Annotated in this window: 20 protein-coding genes and 3 pseudogenes; 11 read left to right on the top strand and 12 right to left on the bottom strand. The window is 63.7% G+C overall.

The genetic code is table 11. The features are described from left to right. The first annotated feature begins 28 nt into the window (after positions 1-28). Positions 29-919 (top strand): LysR family transcriptional regulator, encoded by an 891-nt coding sequence (locus ACZLZQ_RS19365; protein ID WP_472939476.1) that lies wholly within the window; start codon positions 29-31, stop codon positions 917-919. Between the two features lie 97 nt (positions 920-1,016). Here the strand turns inward: ACZLZQ_RS19365 and ACZLZQ_RS19360 are convergent, their stop codons facing one another. The 3 genes from ACZLZQ_RS19360 to ACZLZQ_RS19350 all read right to left on the bottom strand — a co-directional run bounded on the left by ACZLZQ_RS19360 (position 1,017) and on the right by ACZLZQ_RS19350 (position 4,078). Beyond that, complete coding sequence (locus tag ACZLZQ_RS19360) at positions 1,017-2,606, bottom strand: carboxylesterase/lipase family protein (RefSeq protein WP_472950761.1); 1,590 nt, start codon at positions 2,604-2,606, stop codon at positions 1,017-1,019. Between the two features lie 149 nt (positions 2,607-2,755). Then, the gene (locus ACZLZQ_RS19355; RefSeq protein ID WP_472950760.1) at positions 2,756-3,220 is read right to left on the bottom strand and encodes a (R)-mandelonitrile lyase; all 465 of its coding nucleotides are present in this window, start codon (positions 3,218-3,220) and stop codon (positions 2,756-2,758) included. Positions 3,221-3,283: 63 nt separating this feature from the next. After that, on the bottom strand, positions 3,284-4,078 hold the full coding sequence (locus ACZLZQ_RS19350; RefSeq protein WP_472950920.1) for a carboxymuconolactone decarboxylase family protein: 795 nt from the start codon (positions 4,076-4,078) through the stop codon (positions 3,284-3,286). A gap of 151 nt (positions 4,079-4,229) precedes the next feature. On the opposite strand from ACZLZQ_RS19350, the gene ACZLZQ_RS19345 reads away from it, so the two are divergent. Together ACZLZQ_RS19345 and ACZLZQ_RS19340 are read left to right on the top strand one after the other, a co-directional pair. Further along, the gene (locus ACZLZQ_RS19345; protein ID WP_472950759.1) at positions 4,230-5,126 is read left to right on the top strand and encodes a LysR family transcriptional regulator; all 897 of its coding nucleotides are present in this window, start codon (positions 4,230-4,232) and stop codon (positions 5,124-5,126) included. Between the two features lie 322 nt (positions 5,127-5,448). Further along, positions 5,449-5,817: a nuclear transport factor 2 family protein gene (locus ACZLZQ_RS19340; RefSeq protein WP_472939472.1), complete on the top strand. Its 369-nt coding sequence runs from the start codon at positions 5,449-5,451 to the stop codon at positions 5,815-5,817. Between the two features lie 77 nt (positions 5,818-5,894). Here the strand turns inward: ACZLZQ_RS19340 and ACZLZQ_RS19335 are convergent, their stop codons facing one another. Further along, complete coding sequence (locus ACZLZQ_RS19335; protein WP_472950758.1) at positions 5,895-6,656, bottom strand: DUF3616 domain-containing protein; 762 nt, start codon at positions 6,654-6,656, stop codon at positions 5,895-5,897. Here ACZLZQ_RS19335 and pdxR point away from each other — a divergent pair. The 3 genes and pseudogenes from pdxR to grxC form a co-directional block, all read left to right on the top strand. Next, positions 6,607-8,017 (top strand): annotated as a pseudogene (gene pdxR, locus ACZLZQ_RS19330) (MocR-like pyridoxine biosynthesis transcription factor PdxR); the annotation flags it as partial. The gene ACZLZQ_RS19335 and the pseudogene pdxR sit on opposite strands and share 50 nt — an antisense overlap. A gap of 68 nt (positions 8,018-8,085) precedes the next feature. Next, positions 8,086-8,310, top strand: coding sequence for a thioredoxin domain-containing protein (locus tag ACZLZQ_RS19325; RefSeq protein WP_472950757.1), 225 nt, complete (start codon positions 8,086-8,088; stop codon positions 8,308-8,310). Positions 8,311-8,316: 6 nt separating this feature from the next. Beyond that, positions 8,317-8,940 (top strand): glutaredoxin 3, encoded by a 624-nt coding sequence (gene grxC / locus ACZLZQ_RS19320; RefSeq protein WP_472950919.1) that lies wholly within the window; start codon positions 8,317-8,319, stop codon positions 8,938-8,940. A gap of 49 nt (positions 8,941-8,989) precedes the next feature. Here grxC and ACZLZQ_RS19315 read toward each other — a convergent pair whose 3' ends face one another. Then, positions 8,990-10,129, bottom strand: a complete 1,140-nt coding sequence (locus tag ACZLZQ_RS19315; protein ID WP_472950756.1) for an MFS transporter — start codon at positions 10,127-10,129, stop codon at positions 8,990-8,992. A 222-nt stretch (positions 10,130-10,351) separates the two neighbouring features. Here ACZLZQ_RS19315 and ACZLZQ_RS19310 point away from each other — a divergent pair, with 222 nt between their 5' ends. From ACZLZQ_RS19310 to ACZLZQ_RS19295, 4 genes are all read left to right on the top strand, one after another. Beyond that, complete coding sequence (locus ACZLZQ_RS19310; RefSeq protein ID WP_472950755.1) at positions 10,352-10,939, top strand: iron chelate uptake ABC transporter family permease subunit; 588 nt, start codon at positions 10,352-10,354, stop codon at positions 10,937-10,939. Positions 10,940-11,214: 275 nt separating this feature from the next. After that, on the top strand, positions 11,215-12,147 hold the full coding sequence (gene aztC, locus ACZLZQ_RS19305) for a zinc ABC transporter substrate-binding protein AztC (protein WP_472950754.1): 933 nt from the start codon (positions 11,215-11,217) through the stop codon (positions 12,145-12,147). A 1,227-nt stretch (positions 12,148-13,374) separates the two neighbouring features. Then, entirely contained in the window at positions 13,375-14,001 is a 627-nt protein-coding gene (locus ACZLZQ_RS19300; RefSeq protein ID WP_472950918.1) for a ZinT family metal-binding protein, read from the top strand. A gap of 364 nt (positions 14,002-14,365) precedes the next feature. Continuing rightward, complete coding sequence (locus ACZLZQ_RS19295) at positions 14,366-14,746, top strand: cyclic nucleotide-binding domain-containing protein (protein ID WP_472950753.1); 381 nt, start codon at positions 14,366-14,368, stop codon at positions 14,744-14,746. 103 nt (positions 14,747-14,849) lie between these two features. On the opposite strand, the gene ACZLZQ_RS19290 is transcribed toward ACZLZQ_RS19295, so the two are convergent. Further along, positions 14,850-15,344 (bottom strand): YciE/YciF ferroxidase family protein, encoded by a 495-nt coding sequence (locus ACZLZQ_RS19290; RefSeq protein WP_472950752.1) that lies wholly within the window; start codon positions 15,342-15,344, stop codon positions 14,850-14,852. A gap of 253 nt (positions 15,345-15,597) precedes the next feature. Between ACZLZQ_RS19290 and mgrA the strand changes: the two genes are divergently transcribed. Continuing rightward, complete coding sequence (mgrA, locus tag ACZLZQ_RS19285; protein WP_472950751.1) at positions 15,598-16,641, top strand: L-glyceraldehyde 3-phosphate reductase; 1,044 nt, start codon at positions 15,598-15,600, stop codon at positions 16,639-16,641. Between the two features lie 617 nt (positions 16,642-17,258). On the opposite strand, the gene ACZLZQ_RS19280 is transcribed toward mgrA, so the two are convergent. The 6 genes and pseudogenes from ACZLZQ_RS19280 to ACZLZQ_RS19255 form a co-directional block, all read right to left on the bottom strand. Continuing rightward, positions 17,259-17,726, bottom strand: coding sequence for an SDR family NAD(P)-dependent oxidoreductase (locus ACZLZQ_RS19280; protein WP_472950750.1), 468 nt, complete (start codon positions 17,724-17,726; stop codon positions 17,259-17,261). Positions 17,727-17,894: 168 nt separating this feature from the next. Further along, the gene (locus ACZLZQ_RS19275) at positions 17,895-18,830 is read right to left on the bottom strand and encodes a DMT family transporter (protein ID WP_472950749.1); all 936 of its coding nucleotides are present in this window, start codon (positions 18,828-18,830) and stop codon (positions 17,895-17,897) included. Between the two features lie 181 nt (positions 18,831-19,011). Further along, positions 19,012-19,170: pseudogene (locus ACZLZQ_RS19270) on the bottom strand (hypothetical protein); the annotation flags it as partial. A 9-nt stretch (positions 19,171-19,179) separates the two neighbouring features. Then, positions 19,180-19,752, bottom strand: a complete 573-nt coding sequence (gene kdpC / locus ACZLZQ_RS19265; RefSeq protein ID WP_472950748.1) for a potassium-transporting ATPase subunit KdpC — start codon at positions 19,750-19,752, stop codon at positions 19,180-19,182. A 74-nt stretch (positions 19,753-19,826) separates the two neighbouring features. Then, positions 19,827-20,405: pseudogene (locus tag ACZLZQ_RS19260) on the bottom strand (HAD-IC family P-type ATPase); the annotation flags it as partial. Positions 20,406-20,869: 464 nt separating this feature from the next. Then, entirely contained in the window at positions 20,870-21,430 is a 561-nt protein-coding gene (locus ACZLZQ_RS19255; RefSeq protein WP_472950747.1) for a nuclear transport factor 2 family protein, read from the bottom strand. Positions 21,431-21,525: the final 95 nt, after the last annotated feature.

Raw genomic sequence — 21,525 nt, 5'->3', positions numbered from 1 at the left:
ATGGAGCTATAAACAGGGGTTATCAGTCGTGCGGGAGAACGTCGGCGATCTCGTCGCCTTCCTGGCTGTAGCCAGGGCCGGCAGCTTCACCCGGGCCGCCAAGGAACTGGGCGTCTCGCAGCCGGCCCTCAGCCATACGATGCGGGAACTCGAAGCCAGGCTCGGCGTGCGACTGTTGAACAGGACAACGCGCAGCGTTTCGACGACCGAGGCGGGAGAACGCCTCCTCAAGACCATCTCGCCCCACTTCGACGGGATCGAAGCAGGTCTTTCCGCCCTGACGGACGTCCGAGACAAGCCCGCGGGTACGGTGCGCATTACCGTGGGCGATACGCCCGCCGAAGGGATCATTCTTCCGGCGATCGCCAAGCTCCTCCCGGACTATCCGGACCTACGCGTGGAGATCAGCGTCAACGCCGGCTTCGTCGACATCGTAGCTGAGCGCTTCGACGCCGGCGTTCGCCTCGGTGAGACGGTCGCGCAGGACATGGTGGCTGCCCGAATCGGCCCTGACACACGGATGGCGATCGTCGGGTCGCCCGGATACTTCAGGTCCCGCAAGCCGCCCGTCACCCCTCACGATCTGGCTGAGCACAACTGCATCAACCTACGTTACACGGCAAACAGCGGATGGGCGGTCTGGGAGTTCGAGAAGTTGGGACGTGCCGTGAACGTGCGCGTGGAGGGCCAGCTTCTGGTCAACTCCAACACCCTGGCTCGCTTGGGAGCGTTGGACGGAATGGGCCTGGCCTATCTTCCCGAGGAGTACGTCGAGCCTTACGTGAGCTCCGGCTCACTGGTCAGTGTCCTTCAGGATTGGTGCGATCCGTTCCCTGGGTATTTCCTCTACTATCCCAGCCGTCGCCAACCGTCGGCCGCGTTTTCGCTCGTTCTCGAAGCGCTCCGGCATAGAGTTTGAGCGGAGTACTGGTCGAATCGGAGCGTGCGACGGCACTCCGGTTGCGCGGTCGGATAGTGGACTGCCTGCACCTCTGTGTCGCATCCCGAGGCGGACATCAATAAGTGCCCGTCCGGTCCCAGAATTCGCAGTGATGTGCGTTGGCCAAGCGTCCCAATACCAGCCTCGAAGCCGGGAGCGCGAAGGTCATGACGTTCTCGCGAGCAGGATCAAACTTAGGCCACTCCGTCCCCTGCGACGGCAGTTTAGCGACGTTCGCGAAATAGCCGACCATCTTGTCGGATAGCTTCTCCTGCAACGGGTTCAACTTGACCTGGGCATATCCGCCGCCGCGAAAGCCCGTGAAGACGTAGGGCAGCTCGTAGGTATGCGCTGCAAGGAGCGGGAACGTCGTCGGCCCTACATAGGACGGTGCGGTGCGGTCGCCGAACTCGTAGGCATAGACCGGGATCTTGTCGGCCAACGCCCGGCTCATCGCCAATCCGGTACACGCGAACATGCTGTCCGTGCTCGCCGCGGCGAACGCCTCGCTCGGACTGTCGTAGTCGTGGAGGGGATACTCCTCGAGTACCCTTGGCGCGAGGGCGGCGTACTGGCGCCCGATCCAGACAGGGTAGTCTTCGTCCGTCGGTGCTTTCCCGGTCGCGAGCTCGGGAAGGGCGACGAAGAAGCGCCCCTCGTCCCGCGTCGACCCGTGCACGAGGGTCACGCGGTTGATCTCGCCGGAACGGTAGGCGTCGGCGGGATGGATCGGAAGCACCTTGCCATCGATGATGAACTCGTTGAGCAGGAAAGGCGTCTGGGCGTCGAGGACCCGCTTGGTGGACAGGCCGCGCAGGCAGTCGGCCCCTCCGGAGGCGCACCCGGTGGCCTCGGCAAAGGCGGTGCCGACGTCTCGCGCCACGTCGAGCGGCCGCGGCGCACCGAACGCGGGATGGCGGGTCATGATGCCGGCGCCGCTCATGGCGACGACGTGCTGGAAAAGGCCCGCCGACGATGGCGACGCGATGTGCGCCATAACGCTGTTGCCGCCCGAGGATTCACCCGAGATCGTCACATTCGCAGGGTCGCCACCGAACCGGGCGATGTTCTGCTGCACCCACCGAAGCGCGGCCTGCTGGTCCATCAGGCCGTAGTTGGCGAAGTCGTGTCCTTCGCCGTCGAGATCGGGGTGCGACAGGAAGCCGAAGGTGCCAAGCCGATAATTGAGCGTGACGACGACCGCCTTGCCCTCGGTGGTCAGCTTTGTCGTGTCGTAGTGGCCGCCGTCGCCCACCTGCAAGGCGCCACCATGGATCCACACGAACACCGGAAGGTCTTGACCCGACGCCGCGGCCTGCGCGCTCCGGTAAACGTTGAGGTAGAGGCAGTCCTCGCTGCCGCCGGCGCGCGCGAATATGCCGAGATCGGCGTTCTGGGCGCATGCGCTGGACGGTGCGTTGGCCTTCAATGGCACCGTCCATGCCGCGGCGGGCTCGGGCGGGCGCCAGCGGTGCGGTCCGACAGGTGGCGCGGCGTAGGGAATGCCAAGCCAGGATTCGATGCCGTCGGTTGCCGTGCCGATGACAGGTCCACCCGCAGTGGTCACCTCAAGGGGTGCTTGAGCCTGGACGGGCGAGGACACCGCCATAAGGGCGGCGACCGCAATGGATGTCAGCGCGTCGCGCAGGCGGAAATCATTTCTCATGGGATTTTCCTGAGCCGCTGAGCCCCATGCTGCCGTCCCCGATCGAAGGGGGACGGCAGCATGGGCCCGGGCCGATGGCCGAGAAAGACGAGAAGAACTACGCTGCGGCGAGGAGCCGGATCGGGCTGGCCGGCTCCGCGCATGGTGCGTCAGCGGGCGGCGTATTCTTCGTCGGTCACAAGCTCCATCCAGTCGGCGTTCTTGCCGTCTTGGATGTACGTGACGGCGACGTGGCTCATGGCGTTCGTGTCGGTTCCGCCATGCCAGTGCTTGATCCCCGCCGGGATCCACACGACGTCGCCGGGCTTGATGTCCTGGCGCGGCTGACCATCCCGCTGGACCCATCCCTTGCCCGAGGTGACGATCAGCATCTGCCCAACTGGATGGCTATGCCACGCCGTGCGGGCGCCGGGAGCGAAGTTCACCAGCCCGGACGACGCGGGCGTCTCGACGCCCGACGGCACGAGCAGGTCGACGACCACTTGGCCGGAGAAGTTCTTGGGATCGGCCATCATCGACGGGGCAGAGCCACTCGGGAAAACCCGAATCTCCTGAGCGGAGGCGGAGGTGGCGCCTGCGACGGCAAACGTGGCGGCGATGAGCGTGTTTTTCATGGTGGTACCTTCAAAAGTTAAGGGACAAAACGGCCCTGGGCCGTGGCTGATTGCAGGTTGCGCTCAGTCAGGTCGGCTTTCGAGCACGTCCTTGACGACGGGGCCGGCGGAGAAGGCGTTTGGCCAGCCCGCGTAGAAGGCGACTTGGGTAACGACCTCGCCCGCCTGGTCCTTCGTCAGGCCATTGTCCAAGGCGCGGTTCAAGTGGCCCGGGAGCTGTGCGACCTGACCATTGGCCATCAGCGACGTGATGGTGACGAGGCTGCGGTCACGCGGGGAGAGATCGGGGCGCAGCCAAACGTCTCGGAAGAGCGGGTCAGTGGTGTACTGGGCAAGGCCCGGGGACGCGGTCCCTACAAGACCTTCGACGCTGGTCACGCGTTTTGCCTCCGCCTGCATGTCGATGGGGCGAAGCTCCGGCGAGGCGGGCGGCAACTGATCGCCTCCAATGCCGCGGGCGGCGAAGACGTCCTTGGCGACGGATACTGCGGACATGGCGCTCGACCAGCCCGAGTAGAAGGCAAGATGGGTGATCGCCTCGGACAGTTCGCGAGGTGTCACGCCGCTGTCGAGGGCAACGTCCATGTAGTGGGCAAGGTCCACTGTCTGGTTACGCGCGATCAGGATGGTGACGGTAACGAGGCTTCTGTCACGGGGAGATAGCTGCGGGCGCTCCCAGAGACTGGCGGCGATGTCCTGCTGTCCATAGCGGGCCAGAGCCGGAGCGACCGCCTGAATGTCGGCAGAGGAAAGGGCCGAGGGTTCTCTAAGGGGGCTAGCGGGGGTGGCGGTTTCCTGGGCCATTGCTGAAGTTCCTATCGTGAGGGCAAATAACAACGCGGACAGCAGCTTCATCAGTTCGGTCCCCTTCTGTCGTGAATGGACGATGGTTCGCGGGCGATCACGAGGCATGGCTTCAGAGGTTGCCGCCGCGTCTCGGTCAAAACATAAGTCAGGAAGGGGCTCAGGATTAGACAGCCCAATCCGCACGAGGCTATAGATGTTATCTATGAATGGCCGCGACGACCTGAGTGACCTGAAGGCCTTCTTCGCAGTGGCGGAGGAGCGCAGCTTCACGCGCGCGGCGGCTAAGCTCGGCGTCTCGCAGCCGACGCTCAGCTACACAGTCCGCCAGCTCGAGACACGGCTCGGCGTTCGCCTCCTCGCCCGCACCACCCGCAGCGTCTCGCCGACCGAAGCGGGCGAGCGTCTGCTCCGGACCGTGGGCCCCTTGTTCGAAGGCATCGTCGCAGGGATGAATGCCCTAAGCGAGTATCGTGACAAGCCGGCGGGCACGATCCGCATCAACGCCGACGAGCACGCCGTGGACGCCATCATCTCGCCCGCCCTTGGCCGGATCCTGCCGGAGTACCCAGACATCAAGGTCGAGGTCACCGTTGACTACGGCTTGACGGACATCGTCGCGGACCGCTTCGACGCGGGCATTCGTCTCGGGGAGCAGGTGGCGAAGGACATGATCGCAGTGCCGGTCGGGCCCGAGATGCGCATGGTGGTGGTGGGCGCGCCGTCCTACTTCGCCCGGTGCCCAAAGCCGACGAAGCCGCAGCACCTCCTCAGTCACAACTGCATCAACCTGCGCCTGCCGACCTACGGCGGCTTGTACGCCTGGGAGTTCGAAAAAGACGGGCGTGAACTGAAGGTGCGGGTCGACGGGCAGCTCGTCTTCAACAGCTCCGGGCCGATCATGGACGCCGCTTTGGCAGGCCTTGGCGTTGCGTACCTTCCCGAGGAGCAGGCACGTTCCTGCATCCGCGAGGGCCAACTGGTTCAAGTGCTGAGCAAGTGGTGCCCCCCATTTCAAGGCTACCACCTCTACTACCCGAGCCGCCGGCAGTCCTCGCCGGCCTTCAACGTCATCGTCGAGGCCCTGCGCTATCGTGGGTAAGAAAAACCACACATTGTCGGCCGCCCATCGGTTGGCTCGTCGAGCTCGGTTATGGTCTGCTTCCCGCTTGTGGCGTCCAGAAGCTGACTGTCGCCTTTCCACCCGGATCGGAAATCTTTTCCGGCGCCGCGTGCTGATACCTTGAGGGTTTGCGCGGTAGTTGGCCTCGCCGTGGGCATGCGCCGGCTCCAGTGATACGCCACGCCCGCGATCCTCGTAGCTCGAGGTGAGGCAGGCGCGTGCCGCTCGCTGACAACCTGGCCTCGTGCACGAAGCGTTGGCATGCCGTATCGAGGTGGATCCACGGAAAGGCAGCAAACTGATGACGCCATTGGAGCAATATATCGCCGGCTGGCGAGCACACGACTTGTCCGCGATCCTCGGAACGCTCACCCAGGATTGCGTCGTCATCGAAAGTTTCGGACCGATCTACCGCGGGCACTACTGGGTTGAACGGTGGGTCTCGAGGTGGCTGGCCGAGGACGGTCGGGTCATCGATTGGACAGTCCACGATCTACGATCTTCGCCCGAGGGTGAGACTGCGGAATGGACCTTCCATTACTCGTGGCGCAGTGAGGAAAAGAGCTTTAACGGCGCGACCATCGCGAAGCTGTACGACGGCAAGCTCTCGTATCTACGGGAATATGCCACGACGGCAGCGCTCTACGACTGGCAAGGCGCGTTCGAATGACCGTTTTAGGGCAGGCACTGGTCTGGACATTTGCCGAGCAGTGCGGTGGCTTCAGCTACCTGATGCTGGGCCGGCAATCAGTCGGGCAACTCGAACAGGTCGGCGAGGAACGTCGCCGGTCCATCCGCGAAGCGGGCGGGCGCCGGACTGTCACACAAGACAAGTATCCGGTTCCTCCCGCCATCCTTGCCCCAAAGAGCCAAGCCCTCCGGGTGATCGACTCCCCTTCCGTATGGAAGGTCGATCAGCCGTTCGGGTCGATGGACCAAGACCGTGTCCGCCCCGGACGCGGGCTCGTTGACCCAGTTCCGCCAAACATAGAGCGCGCACGGACCCGATAGGCTCGACGTCGGCCCTGCGAGGATCAGCAGGTCGTCGCCACGCTGCTTGAGGTCCCGGATGCCGAGGCCCTCCAGGTCAAGAAGCCGCTTCATCGGAGGCGACGGCAGCTTCAGAGTACCGTCCGATTCCGCTTCGATTCCCACCTCCAGCAGAACCGCGTAGTCGCGGATGACGGGTCCGCGCATCCCGAGCGCGAGACGGTTCCCCGAAACCGCGATGCCCTCGATGTCCACCCCGCCCTCCTTCGCCGGAATGCGTGTGAACGGTTCGAAAAGGGTATCGAGGCGAAGCATCTCGGCCAGCTTGTTGCCGTGCTTCGTCTGCCGAAGCATCCCAGCATGACGATCTCCGTCCGAGCGCGCAAGATAAAACGTTCCCGGCGTTTCGGTACTTTCAACCAGCGGTATCCGGGCCAGCACGCAGCGGGGGCGGGTGTCCTTCAGGTCCGCCAACGAGCGGCTGCCCTCGACACGCGCGTTGGCCGCCTCGCTCGGCATCTCCCGGGGAACGGTCGTGGAGGCTTTCGAGCAGTTGCGGTCGGAAGGCTATCTCGAAGCTTCGGTGGGCGCCGGGACCTCAGTCGCCTCAGACCTGAGCGACATCCAATCCATGACGCAGGCGGCATCCGGCGGCATGGGCTCGCCCGATCCAGGTGATGCCGACCTTCCCGCTTCGGTGGCGCGGTTGGCGGCCGTGCAGACGCGATGGAGCCGCACCGCCCATCCCTTTCGCGGTCGCCGTTCCGGCCTGCGGCATCGAGCCGGACGACAGGTGGCGGCAACTGGGCAACCGGTTGCGCAGATCGGGATGTGCCGGCCCGGCGAGTTACGCCGACCCACAGGGCCTTCCCGAGCTGAGGGAGGCGATCGCCGATCACGTTCGACGGGCGCGGGCCGTTCGTTGCGAGCCCGACCAGGTGGTCGTGACGTCGGGCACTCAGCAGGGCCTCTACATGGCAGGTCGGGTGTTGCTTGCGCGGGGCGATGCGGTGTGGGCCGAGGATCCTGCGTATCCGGGCCTCACCGCAGTTTTGGACGACCTTGAAGTGCAGGTCCATCGCGTCCCGGTCGACGAGCAAGGCATCGATGTCGCCGCCGGCGTCCATGCCTGCCCACAGGCGCGGGCAGCCTTCGTGACGCCGTCCCATCAATACCCCTTGGGCATGCCCCTAAACATGGCACGGCGACAGGCGCTGATCGGGTGGGCGCAAACGCGACGGGCCTGGATCGTCGAGGACGACTACGACAGCGAGCTGCGCTACGCGGGCCATCCCTTTCCGTCCATGCAGGGACTTTGCACATCGCGGGTGATCTACCTTGGCACGTTCAGCAAGGTCCTGTTTCCCTCCCTGCGCCTCGGATACGTTTTCGCGCCGAAACCGCTCGTCCGCGCGTTCACGGGTGCCCGTGCCATCCTCGACAGGCACTCCCCGACGGCCGACCAGTGTGTCCTGGCCGCCTACATGAAGGAGGGCGCGCTCGAAGCCCACATCCGGCGGATACGCGGTCTTTACGCCGAGCGTCGCACGATCCTGTTGAGCGCCCTCGTGGATGTCCCGGAAGGATGCTGCGTCCAACCGAGTGACCAGGGCATGCACATCCTGCTGTGGCTGCCAAACGGCACGGACGACATCGAAATCGCCCGGCAGGCAAAAGCCGCGTCTGTTTCGGTTAGGCCGATCTCCCCGATGTACGGCGACGCCAAGGGGCGACCGGGACTGATGCTTGGCTTCGGAGGCTTTTCCCGTGAGGAGTTGGAAGGGGCCGCCCGCACCCTGCGCACCATCCTCGGCAAGTTGGTTCCAAACACGCTTGCTGAAAGTGGTTCAGTAAAATTTCCTCAGAATGGCTCTACATAATGGACCTCTTTCCAGGACGTGACGGGGTGCCAAAAGGCAGGGTTACCAATGACCGAGGATGGCTCCTTATGACCAACTCCCCGAACACAACGAATCCGATGTCCCTTCCCGACAACCTGCCGCCCCCGGTAGACGACGGTGGGGCCGATCATCTGACTGGCATGCAGATGCCGGGCATCGCGCTCCGCGCGACCTCGGGCGAGGTGGTGGACCTCTCCATCTTTCCGGGCCGCGCGGTCGTCTATGCCTATCCGATGACCGGCGTTCCCGGCGTCGAGTTACCGCTAGGTTAGAACGACATCCCCGGGGCTCGCGGCTGCACGCCGCAAACCTTGTCGTTTCAGACCCAGAAGGACGCCATTGCAGCCTTTGGCGTCTCGGTCTTCGGATTGAGCACGCAAACGCCGGAGTACCAGAAGGAGCTGTCCGACCGATTGAAGCTTTCGTTCCCCATCCTAAGCGATGCCGATTTCAAGCTCACCGACACGCTGCGCCTGCCAACGATGGCTGTGGAGGGCATGCGGCTGATCAAGCGGCTTACCCTCGTCATCAAGGATGGTGTGATTGAGCACGTCTTCTATCCGGTCTTCCCTCCGAACAGATCGGCCGCTGAAGTCGTCGCCTGGTTGCAAGACAACACGGCTCCCGTGCACGGCGCGGGTGTGTTGATGTACACGACTTCGGACTGCCCTTATTGCAAGGCAGCCAAGGCGCTCCTGTCCGAGAAGGGAGTTGCCTTCATCGAGATCGACGTCGATCGAGATCCAGAAGCGGCAAACGTCATGGTCGCCCACAGCGGCGGCCGTCGTACGGTGCCGCAGATTTTCGTCGGTTCGACCCACATCGGCGGAGGCGATGATCTTCAGACCCTCGATCAGTCCGGACGCCTGGACGACCTCCTTCTACGAGTTCTTCGCGGATAATTGCCATTGGCACTCCGGGCTTCGTGCCAAGGCGCATGTGGCGGTTCCTTCATTTGCTGGGGATGGTTGCGGCCCGGGCGCAAAGCGGTACGACAAGGAGAAGCGCGGCCAGAAGCCAGAATGACGTTAGCAACCCGACGTGATGGGACAAGAAGCCGATGCCGGCGGGACCGACGAGCATGCCCGTATAGCCAGCGGTGGTGATCGAGGCGACCGCAAGCCCGGAGGGCATGATGGTTTGAGAACCCGCGAGCCGAAGCAGCACGGGGACGATGTTCGATGCTCCGAGCCCGACGAGGACGAATCCCGACAGGGCCAGCCATCCGACGGGTACACCCAGGACGACAACGAAGCCAAGTACGGCCGCCAGCCCGCCGAAGAGGATCGTCCTTCGATCTCCCAGCCGAGCCGTCAACGCATCGCCGACCAGACGGCCGCCAGTCATGGCGATCGCGAACAGCATGTAGGCGAGGCCGCCTTGCCTCGTCTCGACCAGACCCGCCCCGGTGATGAGGAGCGCACTCCAATCAAGGACGGCGCCCTCAACGAAGAAGATGATCGCCGCAAGCGCTGCGAGAAGAAGGACAATGCCACGTGGCAGCGCGAAATGCGGCCCGTCACTCGCCTGAACTGACTTCAGGAAACGGGGCCATGCGACAGCCATGGAGACTGCCATCACGGCTGCGGCCATGAGGGTTGCGGTAAGAACGCTGAACGATGCGGAAAGGAGCGACGTCATGAATGTCGCCCCGGAGAAGCCACCGATGCTGAAGAGGGCATGGAAGCCGGACATCAGTGGCGTCCCCGCCGATTTTTCCACCTCGATCGCATGAGTGTTCGCCGCGACGTCGATCGAGCCGAGCGAAGCACCGAAGGCGAGAAGTGCCAGGCCGAAGGTCAGTGGCGTGCTGGCCACTGCGAGGAGAGGCAAAAGGAGTGCCAAGCCGAAGCCGCCGGCAAGGATCACGGGCCGGCTCCCGTACCTTGCGCTCGCCGGGCCCGCAGCCAGCATTGCGGCTATCGAGCCGAGGCCGAGGCAGAGGAGGAGAAGCCCAAGCGTCCCATCATCCACTCCGAGCCGGGACTTGGCGAACGGCACAAGCGGCGCCCAGCAAGCGACGCCGAATCCAGCGACGAAAAACGTAAGACGCATCGCGAGGCGAGTGCCTGGCCGATCAGCAGACAACATTGAGAACGCCGGTTAGATATGGTGCGGGCAGCTTGGCGTCACGCGGGTACCACGGGCGGGATCGAAGCTCCTGCCTAGACAGAATGCTCGGTAACGGCTTCCGGACATCCGGCTCGGCGGCTTTACGGTTATGGTGTCAGTAAGCGGACAGCCAGCTTTCCAACCAACTTCGCCATTCCCAGTGCGCATTGAAGCGCCCAGTTGGTGGCCCTTGGCTACCTTATGCCGGAGAAATCAGTTCAGATCCTCAGCGAGCATGGCGGCGTACACTGCCTGGCCAAGTGGGGTCGCTTGGTACCGGATACTCGTGTAGGCGCCGTCCTCGAAAACGCGGTCACGCTTCACGAGCTTGTCCAAGGGCCAATAGCCAAGGATCGGCTTCAACGCTCGCGACCAGGGACTGAGGTCGAACCGAGCGTTGCAGGGTTCCTGGTCCTTGGACACGGCGTCCGGGTTGCCGTGGGCCAGCATCGCCCGAAAACTGGCTCGCCCCGCCTTCTTCCCGCGCGCGACGACCATGATCTCCTCGACAAGAAGGTCGACATCCGTGTCGGTTGCATGCCCGACTGGGAGCACGGCCGCAGCAAAGTGATCGGCTTCGTCGGCCTCACGGTGCCGCATCTTGCCCGGGCGCTTGTCGACGTACGCCACGGAGCACTGGTCGCGACATCGGCGCTGCTCGGAGCCATCCTTCTTTTGGTCAGCGACCTTGCCAGCCGTGTGGTCCTTGCCCCGCAGGAGCTTCCTGTCGGTATCGTCACGTCCGCCGCGGGCGCGTTGTTCGTGCTCGCCGTAGTTCTGCGGAGGTGAAGGACGAAGCGGTAGTCCGCAACTGCTGACCCGAGGATACGATCCGCGCCCGGCATCCCCCACGAACATCGCCAGCAATCGTCATCTAACTTGTAATGGTATTACATAACGTTTAGGAGGCTTCATCGCTTTGGGTCGGAAAGATCGAACGGCAGGTCGAAGGGCGTGTGTGTTGGAGGCCCGGCGAGAACGATCGTCGGAGAACGCATCCCTTCATCCCGGAAACGGGCACGGTGCCGTCTCCCTCGGAACCACCCCAACCAGTGAGGCAACCTATGAAGATGACCATCCTGAGGTTCGGCCTCGTGTCATGCCTTGTGGCATCTGCCCTGCCGACGCACGCGCTAGCCGACCCGTTACGCGTCGTGGCCAGCTTTTCCGTCATCGGCGATTTCGCAAAGCAGGTTGGCGGCAACCACATCGAACTGATCACGCTCGTAGGTCCGAACGCGGACGCCCATGTCTACGAACCACGTCCGGCTGACGCAAGGGCACTAGCCCGCGCCGACGTCGTCCTCGTTAACGGCCTCGCCTTCGAAGGCTTCCTGCCGCGACTTGTCGAGTCGAGCGGTACCCAGGCTCCCATGGTGAAGCTGACTGATGGTGCCGATGTCCTGACCGACCCGAACGGCGGCCACTACCACTTCACCAACGGTCAGGCGAGTTTCCACGCCACACCCAACGACCCGCATGCTTGGCAATCGGTCGGCAACGCGAAGGTGTACGTCCGGAACATCGCTAGCGCTTTCTGCGCGGCGGACAGCGCCAACTGCGAGGATTACGATGCCAATGCCAGGACCTACCAGGCCACGCTCTCGGCTCTCGACACCCAGATCAAAGAGGCGATGGCAAAGGTTCCTGCCGACCGTCGCGTCGGCGTGATCGGCCACAACGCCTTCCGGTACTTCGAGCGCGACTACGGCGTGACGTTCCTGTCCCCGCAAGGCGTGTCTACGGGCTCCGAGGCTTCGGCGGCCGACGTAGCGTCCCTGATCCGCGAAATCCGCAAGCGACGTGCGGTGGCGGTCTTCGCCGAAAACATCTCGAACACCCGGCTGGTCGAGCAGATCGCCTCCGAGGCAGGCTTCACCCTCAGCGGAACGCTCTACTCGGACGCCCTGTCCACCGACGACGGCCCTGCGTCCAGCTACGCCGACATGATGCGCCACAATGCGCGGACCATCGTCGAGGCCTTCGCCGCCGACTGAGCGCCTTCTGGCCCTTATCCCCTTCATCCCCACTCAATGGAGAAGACAATGCTGCGAACTCTTACGTGCGTGACGGGCATCTCACTCGTCTTGGCGGCCAACGCCATGGCACAAGAGGCCGACCAGGACCGCGACGACGTCACGCTCTATCGTGTCTTCGTCGGCGATCACGCCGATCCGAAGGTCACGGCGTTCGACCTCGGCGCGCCGGACAAGCGGTGGACGTTCGAGACGACCGGGCAAAGCAAGCTTTACGCCGTCGACAACGGAGCAGCCGTCGCGGCAGTCCAGTCCGACAAGGATGCCGTTCACTTCATCCAGAGTGGCATCGTCCTCCACTCCCATGGCGACCACTCCGACATCGCCATTGCCGATCCGGTGGCCGTCGAAGGCCCGCTGACGGGACCGCGCCCCTTCCACTTGATCGACCATGGCGGCAAGGCAGTGATCAACTTCGATCGCGGCGGCTACGCCGAGATCGTCGACGCGCACGAACTCTCCGAGGGCAAGGTCGAGGCGCGCCGCCTTCCGCAGGGACGGGCCCATCATGGCTACGCCGCCCCGATCGGCAGCGCCTGGGTGACGAGTGTTGCCTCCGACGCCCCTGTCGAAGGCGATGCGGCGCCCAAGCGTCTCGGCCTGCAACAAGTGAAGCCGGACGGCACACCTGTCGGAGAGGTCGCGACCTGCACCGGGATCCACGGTGAGGCCTTCTCCGGGGCTTATCTGGCGACGGGTTGCGAGGAGGGAATCCTCACCGTTACCGCGGGCCCCGATGCACCCTCGTTCAAGATGCTGCCCTACCCGGCGGACCTGCCAGCGGGTGAGATGACGGGAACTATCCTAGGCTCGAAGAGCATGCAGGTGTTCCTCGGCAATCTTGGCGACAAGGGCCTGGTCGTGGTCGATCCCGTCGACGAACCCCATTTCCGGCACATCGAACTGCCTTTCAGGCGCATCGACTTCGTCCTCGATCCTGCCAACGCCCGCTTCGGCTACGTGCTGACAGAGGATGGCACGCTTCACCAGATCGACGTCCTCAACGGCAAAGTGGCCAAGAGTGCCCGGGTGACCGAACCCTACTCGATGGATGGCCACTGGAACGACCCACGTCCGCGGCTCGCACTGGCCGGGAACGAGGTGGTCATAAGCGACCCGAAGGCCGGGATGGTTCGCCGCATCGCCAGGGATACACTGAAGGAGGCCGGGACCATCCCCGTCGAGGGCATGCCGTACAACATCGTCGTGGCCGGCGGCAGCGGCGTCGTTCATGAGGGCAACGGCCTCGATCACGCAGGTCACGCCCATAGCCATGGCGACCCGAAGATCTACGCAGGCTACTTCGAGGACAGCCAGATCAAGGACCGCTCACTGTCGGATTACGCGGGCGACTGGCAGTCCCTGTACCCTTATCTCCGGGACGGCACGCTGGATCCTGTCTGGGCGCACAAGGCCGAGAGTGGCACGATGGGTGCCGACGAGGTCAAGGCCGAGTACGAGACGGGCTATCGCACGGACGTGGAGCGCATCACGATCGAAGGCGACATCGTGACCTTCTACCGGGATGGCAAGCCGTTGAAGGGGACCTATGCCTCCGACGGCCGCGAGACGTTGACCTACAAGAAGGGCAACCGCGGCGTCCGCTTCATGTTCAAGAAGACCAACGGCGACGCCGGGGCCCCGCAGTTCATCCAGTTCAGCGACCACGGGATCGCGCCAGCCAAGGCGGACCATTACCACCTCTACTGGGGCAACGATCGTGCCGCCCTGCTGAAGGAGGTCACGAACTGGCCGACCTACTACTCGTCCTCGCTGAACACCAAGGAGATCGTCAGCGAGATGATGGCACACTGATCTGAAGCCACCTGCACTCATGAGCGCCCGGCCCCAGAGGTCGGGCGTTTTCATTTTGGGCGTAGGCGCCGAAGAGGCGACAGTCGATGTCGTCGAACCAGAACCGTTGGGGCGAAACCGGTTGTCTAATCAGCATTGATTTCGGCTTACCCCTGGCCAATCTCCCGACGGACCAGCTGCCTCGGACATCATTACGTCACTGCCACACGACCGTGCGAAGCCCCCCGAAGGGGAGAGCCCGTAGCGGAAGCATTCGCACCCGACGCGCGCTAGCGGGTCGGGTCATGCAGCCTGTCCAGATAGAAGATCCGATAATGATCACAGACGTTATGATTATACTCGCTCCCTGGCAGCAGATACACGCGTGTCGCGTTTGAGCAGCTTGCGAAGCCCGATCCATGGCACTGTACGCGGTGCTGGGCTGGGGGGAGATTTGCGCCCTCGAGGCCGTTATGACTTCCGGGACGTTGCAACCCAACTAGGCTTGGTAATCGAAGGCGATCGACAATCTCGCGTCTGCAGCCTGACCTTTGGAATGCGTCAGCTGTCAACTGCCCTACCCGACGGACGGCGACAGATCACGGGCCTCCTGATGCCGGGAGACTATCTCGGTCTTACCGACGACGAGGTCCATTCTGCTACAGCAGAAGCGGTCGGAGCGGCGACGCTGTACAACTTCTCGACCAGCCACATGGGGGGACTGGTGGAGCGCTTTCGGACGGACCGGGCTCCGGATTTTGGCTGACTCGACGTCGGTCAAGTTCGGCAAGAACTAGTGTACGTTACCCCTTCGGAACCAGAACTGCGGTCCGGAGGCGTCCCGGCAATGCCGAGACGCCCCTTTTGACTCAGCCCTCTTCCGCTTCCTGGTTGACCGAGGACTCTGCAAGATCCGATAAAATCTCGTCCGTGTTCTCTTCCTCGATCAACGTCTCCTTGAGAAGCTCGGCAGCTTCTTCCAGACCGAGCTGGTTCGCCCAGGCATACAACGTTCCGTAGCGAGTGATCTCGTAGTGCTCCACCGCCTGCGCCGCAGCGATGATCCCCGCGTCAAGTGCTTCGGACCCGGCAAACTCCTCGATTACCTCTTCGCCTTCAGCGATGATCCCGAGGATTGCCTTGCACTCGACGCCTTCCGCCTTCGCCCCGATGATCCCGAACACATCATCGAGACGCTTGATCTGGTTCTTGGTCTCCTCCAGGTGGACGCCGAGCGCCACTTTCAAATCTTCCGAAGATGCTGCGTCCATCAGCGCCGGCAGCGCTTTCAAAATCGCATTCTCGGCGAAGTAGGTGTCCCTGAGCTGGTGAACGAAAAGGTCATTCAAGGTCTGGCCGCTCATATCGTCTCCCGGGGTTCAAAGGCGCGATCGTCGCGCCTGGTGTGGCCTCGTAGAACCTTGCCTAGGCGCCTCCGTTCCGACGCAGTGCCGAAATTGAAAAGGCGCGTAGGATGATCTCGCCCAAACGCTGCTGCGCGGGCAGCCGCCGCATAGTTTCGAGCGCCAGAATCACCATATGGATCGATCGACGACGTCTGTTTGCCGCTTCGTCACGACGTCCGCTCGTTCGGCCTTTCTCTACACAGGATCAAAGATGACCTACCAAGCCGCTCCCGATCGCTACGACAATGCCAGCTTCCGCCGCGTCGGTCGCAGCGGGCTCTTGCTGCCGCCCCTCTCCTTCGGCCTCTGGCACAATTTTGGCGACAGCATCCCGCTAGAACGCCAGCGCTCGATCATCTTCAAGGCCTTCGACCTCGGCATCACCCATTTCGATCTCGCCAACAATTACGGTCCGCCCTACGGCAGCGCCGAGATCAATTTCGGCCGCATGCTGAAGGAAGACCTCGCGGCCTATCGCGACGAGTTGGTGATCTCGACGAAGGCCGGCTGGGACATGTGGCCAGGTCCCTACGGCCAGGGCGGGGGTGGTCGCAAATACATGCTAGCCAGCCTAGACCAGAGTCTGAAGCGGCTCGGCATCGACTATGTCGACATATTCTATTCCCACCGATTCGACGCCGATACGCCGCTTGAGGAGACCGCTGGCGCGCTGGCTACCGCGGTCCAGCAGGGCAAGGCGCTTTACGTCGGCATCTCATCCTATTCGGGCACCAAGACTCGCGAGATCGCTAAGCTCCTCGCCGCGCGGAACGTGCCACTGCTGATTAACCAGCCAGCCTACAACATGTTCAACCGCTGGATCGAGGCAGACCTGCTCCATGCCGCCGAAGAGACCGGCGCCGGCATCATCGCATTTACCGCACTGGCGCAGGGCCTGCTGACCGACAAATATCTCGGCGGCATTCCGGCCGATGCCCGCGTCAACCGACCGGGCGGTGCCTCGCTGCGCGCCGAACATCTTAGCAAGGAGAACATCGCCAGGGTCCGGGCGCTCGATGCCATCGCCAAACGGCGCGGCCAGACACTGGCCCAGCTGGCGCTCGCCTGGGTCCTGCGCGATCCCCGCGTTACCTCGACGCTGATCGGCGCAAGCTCCCCGGAGCAGGTTGGCGAGAACGTCGCCGCCCTCGACAACCTCGCCTTTACCGCCGAGGAGCTGGCCGAGATCGACCTTCACGCGGTGGAGGGCGGCATCAACCTGTGGGACAAGCCCTCGCACGATCAGTCGATCTGACAAGACATGGCCGCCAGTGTCAGCGGCGGCCCTGTCGAGTTCCTTGAGGCTCTACAGTTTGGAAGGTTAGCCATGAGCACGACACCAAGAACCAAGTTCCGCCCGACGGGCGTGGCCGCCAAGATGGGACGCGTTCACAGCGACACACCAGATGCTCTCGGCATGGCCCGCGCCGTCCACGCAGTAATTCGGCAGTTCCTTCAGCGGCCGCTTTCACGGACTAGGTTGATCGCGTCTATCGAACTAAGTTTATGTGCTGGCGAGACCAGCCGGAATCGTTTTCAGCGTTGTGACCGTGGTGGCACTAGGCGAATTCGCAACAGTACAGGCTGTTTGTCAGGGTGTCAGGATCGAAAGCGGCTTACAGCATTCTCGCCGATCCGGAAAAGATTTCCGATTACAGGTTGGGACGTAAACTGACGGGCAGCTTGCGAGCGGAGGCCGTGCGGCGCCGCTCGGATCGGACCTGTCCGATGAAGTTGCCAGCGAGCGCCGACGTAGTGGCATCTGCCGATCGGGCAGCTTGAACCAACCTGACTACTGCGTCGGGTCCACCCAACACCAACGCCTCGCCCCTAGGAAAGGGTCGGGCGTGATACTGGCGCGCACTGTCAGGTTCAGTGAGTGGCATTGGCCATCTTGAAGGCGAAGTCGCGGTAGGAGTGCAGCGGGCGGCCGAGCATCTCGACCAGCGGCTCGACGTCGCCTTCTTCGGGGATCATGCCGTCGCTGTCGCCGAGGTCCTCGTTGGTCGTCTGCGCCGCGGCGTTGTTGACGAGCACGTTGATTCCGCCAAGCTCAGCGACGGTCCGCTCGACCAGCGAGACGCAGTGGTCGGGGTCGCGGATGTCGCCCGGTAACTGGAGGCACCGCCGGCCCGCCTTCTCGACCCAAGCCTTCGTGTCGTCGGCGTCGGCCTGCTCCTCCGGCAGATAGGAGATCGCGACGTCCGCTCCCTCCCGGGCATAGGCGATCGCGACCGCCTTGCCGATGCCGGAGTCGCCGCCGGTAATCAGCTCGGCGCGGCCGTCGAGCAGGCCCTTGCCGACATACGACTCCTCGCCGTGATCGGGCTTGGTACGCATCTGTTGGGGTTCGGAGGGAAGGTAGTGGGCTGGCTGGTCCAAGGATCTTCGGTCATCGAGCTTCCTGTTCGTAGAGGAGAGTTCGAGAAGCTGCCGAAGGCCCCGTTCGCTGCCGTCGCTCATTGCAATGCATCGTGTTCGTCGATCCAGCCCTACTGGGCCCCCGTGTCACCCAGAGGTTTTCGATACGACCCGCTCGCGATGAATGACGTATAGGCCCGCACTCACGATGATGGCGATCCCAGTCCACGTCATGCCTGCCGGGAAGTCGCCGAAGAACAGGAAGCCGAAGAGCGTCGCCGTCACGATCTCGAGGTAACCCAATGGCGCCAGCGTGGACGACGGTGCAAGGGATAGCGCGAAGGTCATGGCGAGATGGCTTACGGTCGCTGCGATGCCTACCGAGAGACAGGACCACCAGACCACCCCTTCCGGAAGCAAGAAGCGGATTGGTGCGACCTCCGCAAAGCTGCCAAAGGCCACGAGGGGCAGGCAGAGAAAGCTAGCCGCCAAGGCCGTATGAAGTTGCATCGTGACGGGGTGCTGAATACGGCTGAGATGCCTTGTCACGAGCATGTATAGCGCGAAGCAGAAGGCACTGCCGATCGGGAACAGGGCCGTGGTGCCGAAGCGGGCGAAGGAAGGCTGGATCACCAACACTGTCCCGAAGAATGCCACGACCGAGGCGCCGATCCGGCGCGGTCCGACCTGCTCCTTCAGGATGAACCGCCCCATCAGCAACAGGATGAAGGGAGACACGAAGGCGATAGCCAGAGCGTCGGCGATCGGCATTACGCGGACGGCGGCGACGAAGCAGAACGTCGAGCCTATCGCGACGAGCGCGCGGAGCAACGTCAGCCGTACGACCCTTCCGTCAATCCTCATCGGCAGGCTCATGGCAAGGGCAACAGGCGCCATGAGTAAAGCCTGAACCACGAAGCGGGCCAGCGTCACCGTTCCCGCTGAAACCGTTTGGACGGCCATCTTCGACGCGACGTCGATCAAGGGCGCAACGATGCAGAAGACGAGCATCAGCCCGATGCCGGGCAAGACCCGGTCCAAGCTCGGCTGAGGAAGTGGAGGAACGGCGGCGGCACGGCTCATTTGCTCGGGCTAGCCTGCAACGCCGTCCACGTCTAGTCGCAAGGCCCCTCTTCGATGCCCATCGCTCACGGCTACCTGAGCCGGACCGTCCGAAGGGCCACCAGGCGCCTCCACACTTGTCGCCGCCTGCATGTTGCGCTTCCCCGGCGCCGGCAATCCCGAGTTCGGACACCTCACCGCCTCCCTGTGCCTTGGCGGCCTTCGCCGCCTGGAGCATGGCGTAGGTCTTGCCGACCCCGGGCGCGGCGCCGAGGAAGATGCGCAAGGATCCCCTGCCCTCGCGTTCAGCGGCGGCGATCAGTGCGTCGGGCGAGGCCCGTTGGGGTTGGTCGGCACCCATCGGCTCGCCTTACGGCTTCGGTACTTCTTGGTCGAGCGCGAGGTTCAGCTCGAGGACGTTCACCCGGGGATCGCCAAGGATGCCCAGCGTGCGGCCCTTGGTATGAGCGGCAACGAGTTCCGACACCTTCGCCGAGGCCATGCCGCGGGCCGTGGCGACGCCGGCGACCTGAGCCTGCGCGTAGGCTGGCGAGATGTCAGGATCGAGGCCGCTGCCGGAGGTGGTGATTGCGTCGGCCGGGATCGGGCCGGTGATACCTGAGGCACGCATGGCGTCGGCGTCCGTCTTCAGGCGGTCGGCGAGCTTGGCCGACGTCGGGGCGAGGTTGGTGCCTGATGAGGCGCTGGCGTCATAGCCAGTGCCGGCGGCCGACGGGCGAGGCTTAAAGTATTCCGGACGGGTAAAGGACTGACCGATCAGGCTGGAGCCGACCACCTTGCCGTCACGCATGACAAGGCTGCCGCTGGCGGCATCCGGGAAGACGACCCCGGCAACGCCTGTCATGGCGAAGGGGTAGGCAATGCCCAGGACGGCGCTGAGGATGACGAGAAGGCTGAGCGCGGGGCGAACTTGCGAAAGCATGGGAGTTCCTTTGGAACGAAGATGTTGAGCCTGACAGGCGGTCCCTACCCGGATGGGAAGGGACCGGACTGCGGTCAGACGAGGCCGAGGCCGGCGATGACCATGTCGATCAGCTTGATGCCGACAAAGGGCACGAGAATGCCGCCGAGGCCGTAGATCAGGAGGTTGCGGCGCAGGATCGAGCCGGCGTCGCCGGGCGTGTACTTCACCCCCTTCAGCGCCAGCGGGATCAGGGCGACGATGACGAGCGGGTTGAAGATTACCGCCGAGAGGATCGCGCTTTCCGGCGAGGCGAGGCCCATGACGTTGAGGAGGCCGAGCTCGGGGATCGCGGCGATGAACAGCGCCGGGATGATCGCGAAGTATTTCGCGACGTCGTTGGCGATCGAGAACGTCGTCAGCGCGCCGCGGGTCATCAGGAGCTGCTTGCCGATGCCGACCACCTCGATAAGCTTCGTCGGATCCGAGTCGAGGTCGACCATGTTGCCGGCCTCGCGGGCGGCCTGGGTGCCGGTCTGCATGGCGACGCCGACATCGGCCTGGGCGAGCGCCGGGGCGTCGTTGGTGCCGTCGCCGCACATGGCGACCAGCCTTCCCTGCCGCTGCTCGTTGCGGATGTAGTTCAGCTTGTCCTGCGGCGTCGCCTCGGCGATGCCAGCCACTTCGCCCACCGCTCGTCCTGCGAGGCCATCGCCTCAGCACAGGTTACCATTCTGCGTTGGGTCAGCTCTGCTCGTAGGAAAGCGACGTGGATGGCTCCGGAGCAAGAGCCCGACATGGCCATAGTCGACGACCTCGCGAGATTGCTTACTGATCTAAAACGGAAACACCCCCGCCGGGGAAGACCCGGCGAGGGTGTCAGCCAATGTCCGTTGCGGTGGGACGAAAAGCTGGGTCTCTTGGCGTCGGGTCTGGGAGGAACGGCCGCAGCGAATTCGGTGAATCCGTTAGCGGAACGACTGGCGAGCCAAAGCCGGGATGTCTGCACGCACGATGCCGAGGTTGTCGAATTCACGCTGCGAGAGACGGTCAGTTCAGGCGCGGTGTTGCGATAGCGGACAATTTGCGGCGTCCATAACTCCGGCGGAAGGGAATGCCCGGTAGCCGTGCCCCTTGCTTAGCTGTAGCCCCCGCCGGCGCGCTGTTCGGATGCTTCACGCTGGGCATCCACCATGTCGTCGGAGCTGACTTCCCGACCATTGGCGTCGATCCCGCCGACATTCTCTCCGGCCGACTTGGGAAATTGGCTCCGCTCTACATTGGCCTTGTCAACGGATGCCACAGGGGCGGACCCGGTACCGCCCTGGGCTCTGACGCTCGGGATGTGGCGAGTGTCGAAGTAGGTGCGGAAGGAGGTGATGCGGTCGCCAACGCCTACCAGAACCGTGACGCCTCCATACGTGAAGGGCTTGCCGTTGAACGAGCCCTGGCTGGTCCATTCCAGGAAGGCGGTGCCGTCCTTCTCAGTGACGGTGCGAAAGTCCGAGCTGATCTCGTCGAAGGCATCGCGATATTGCGACCAGAAAGCCTTGGCTGCATCCACGCCACCGCTTTCGTGCTGCACCAAGGGACTGGCGACTTCCGCGTCCTCGGCAAACAGGCCGGCGATGGTGTCTGCGTCACGATCGTTTTCGAGGCGCTTGAGAGCGGCTATGAAGTTTTGGGTTAAGTCGGGCATGCGGTCCTCCTCATGATCTGATGAGACGAACAGACCGGGGCCCGCCGATGTTCCCGGGACGGCAGCGCACGCCATTTGCGGCGGGTCACGCTACA

The sequence above is a fragment of the Mesocryomonas lacus genome, from assembly GCF_055730105.2.
The sequence above is the reverse complement of the archived record's forward strand: the minus strand, read 5'-3'. Positions and strand labels throughout refer to the sequence as shown.

What these genes read in the sequence shown, in the direction of transcription:
- ACZLZQ_RS19360 (WP_472950761.1), bottom strand. Translation starts at nt 2,606, where the DNA reads ATGAGAAATGATTTCCGCCTGCGCGACGCGCTGACATCCATTGCGGTC.
- ACZLZQ_RS19355 (WP_472950760.1), bottom strand. Translation starts at nt 3,220, where the DNA reads ATGAAAAACACGCTCATCGCCGCCACGTTTGCCGTCGCAGGCGCCACC.
- ACZLZQ_RS19345 (WP_472950759.1), top strand. Translation starts at nt 4,230, where the DNA reads ATGAATGGCCGCGACGACCTGAGTGACCTGAAGGCCTTCTTCGCAGTG.
- ACZLZQ_RS19340 (WP_472939472.1), top strand. Translation starts at nt 5,449, where the DNA reads ATGACGCCATTGGAGCAATATATCGCCGGCTGGCGAGCACACGACTTG.
- ACZLZQ_RS19335 (WP_472950758.1), bottom strand. Translation starts at nt 6,656, where the DNA reads ATGCCGAGCGAGGCGGCCAACGCGCGTGTCGAGGGCAGCCGCTCGTTG.
- ACZLZQ_RS19325 (WP_472950757.1), top strand. Translation starts at nt 8,086, where the DNA reads ATGACCAACTCCCCGAACACAACGAATCCGATGTCCCTTCCCGACAAC.
- ACZLZQ_RS19315 (WP_472950756.1), bottom strand. Translation starts at nt 10,129, where the DNA reads ATGTTGTCTGCTGATCGGCCAGGCACTCGCCTCGCGATGCGTCTTACG.
- ACZLZQ_RS19310 (WP_472950755.1), top strand. Translation starts at nt 10,352, where the DNA reads ATGCCGGAGAAATCAGTTCAGATCCTCAGCGAGCATGGCGGCGTACAC.
- aztC (WP_472950754.1), top strand. Translation starts at nt 11,215, where the DNA reads ATGAAGATGACCATCCTGAGGTTCGGCCTCGTGTCATGCCTTGTGGCA.
- ACZLZQ_RS19300 (WP_472950918.1), top strand. Translation starts at nt 13,375, where the DNA reads ATGCCGTACAACATCGTCGTGGCCGGCGGCAGCGGCGTCGTTCATGAG.
- ACZLZQ_RS19290 (WP_472950752.1), bottom strand. Translation starts at nt 15,344, where the DNA reads ATGAGCGGCCAGACCTTGAATGACCTTTTCGTTCACCAGCTCAGGGAC.
- mgrA (WP_472950751.1), top strand. Translation starts at nt 15,598, where the DNA reads ATGACCTACCAAGCCGCTCCCGATCGCTACGACAATGCCAGCTTCCGC.
- ACZLZQ_RS19280 (WP_472950750.1), bottom strand. Translation starts at nt 17,726, where the DNA reads ATGCGTACCAAGCCCGATCACGGCGAGGAGTCGTATGTCGGCAAGGGC.
- ACZLZQ_RS19275 (WP_472950749.1), bottom strand. Translation starts at nt 18,830, where the DNA reads ATGAGCCGTGCCGCCGCCGTTCCTCCACTTCCTCAGCCGAGCTTGGAC.
- kdpC (WP_472950748.1), bottom strand. Translation starts at nt 19,752, where the DNA reads ATGCTTTCGCAAGTTCGCCCCGCGCTCAGCCTTCTCGTCATCCTCAGC.
- ACZLZQ_RS19255 (WP_472950747.1), bottom strand. Translation starts at nt 21,430, where the DNA reads ATGCCCGACTTAACCCAAAACTTCATAGCCGCTCTCAAGCGCCTCGAA.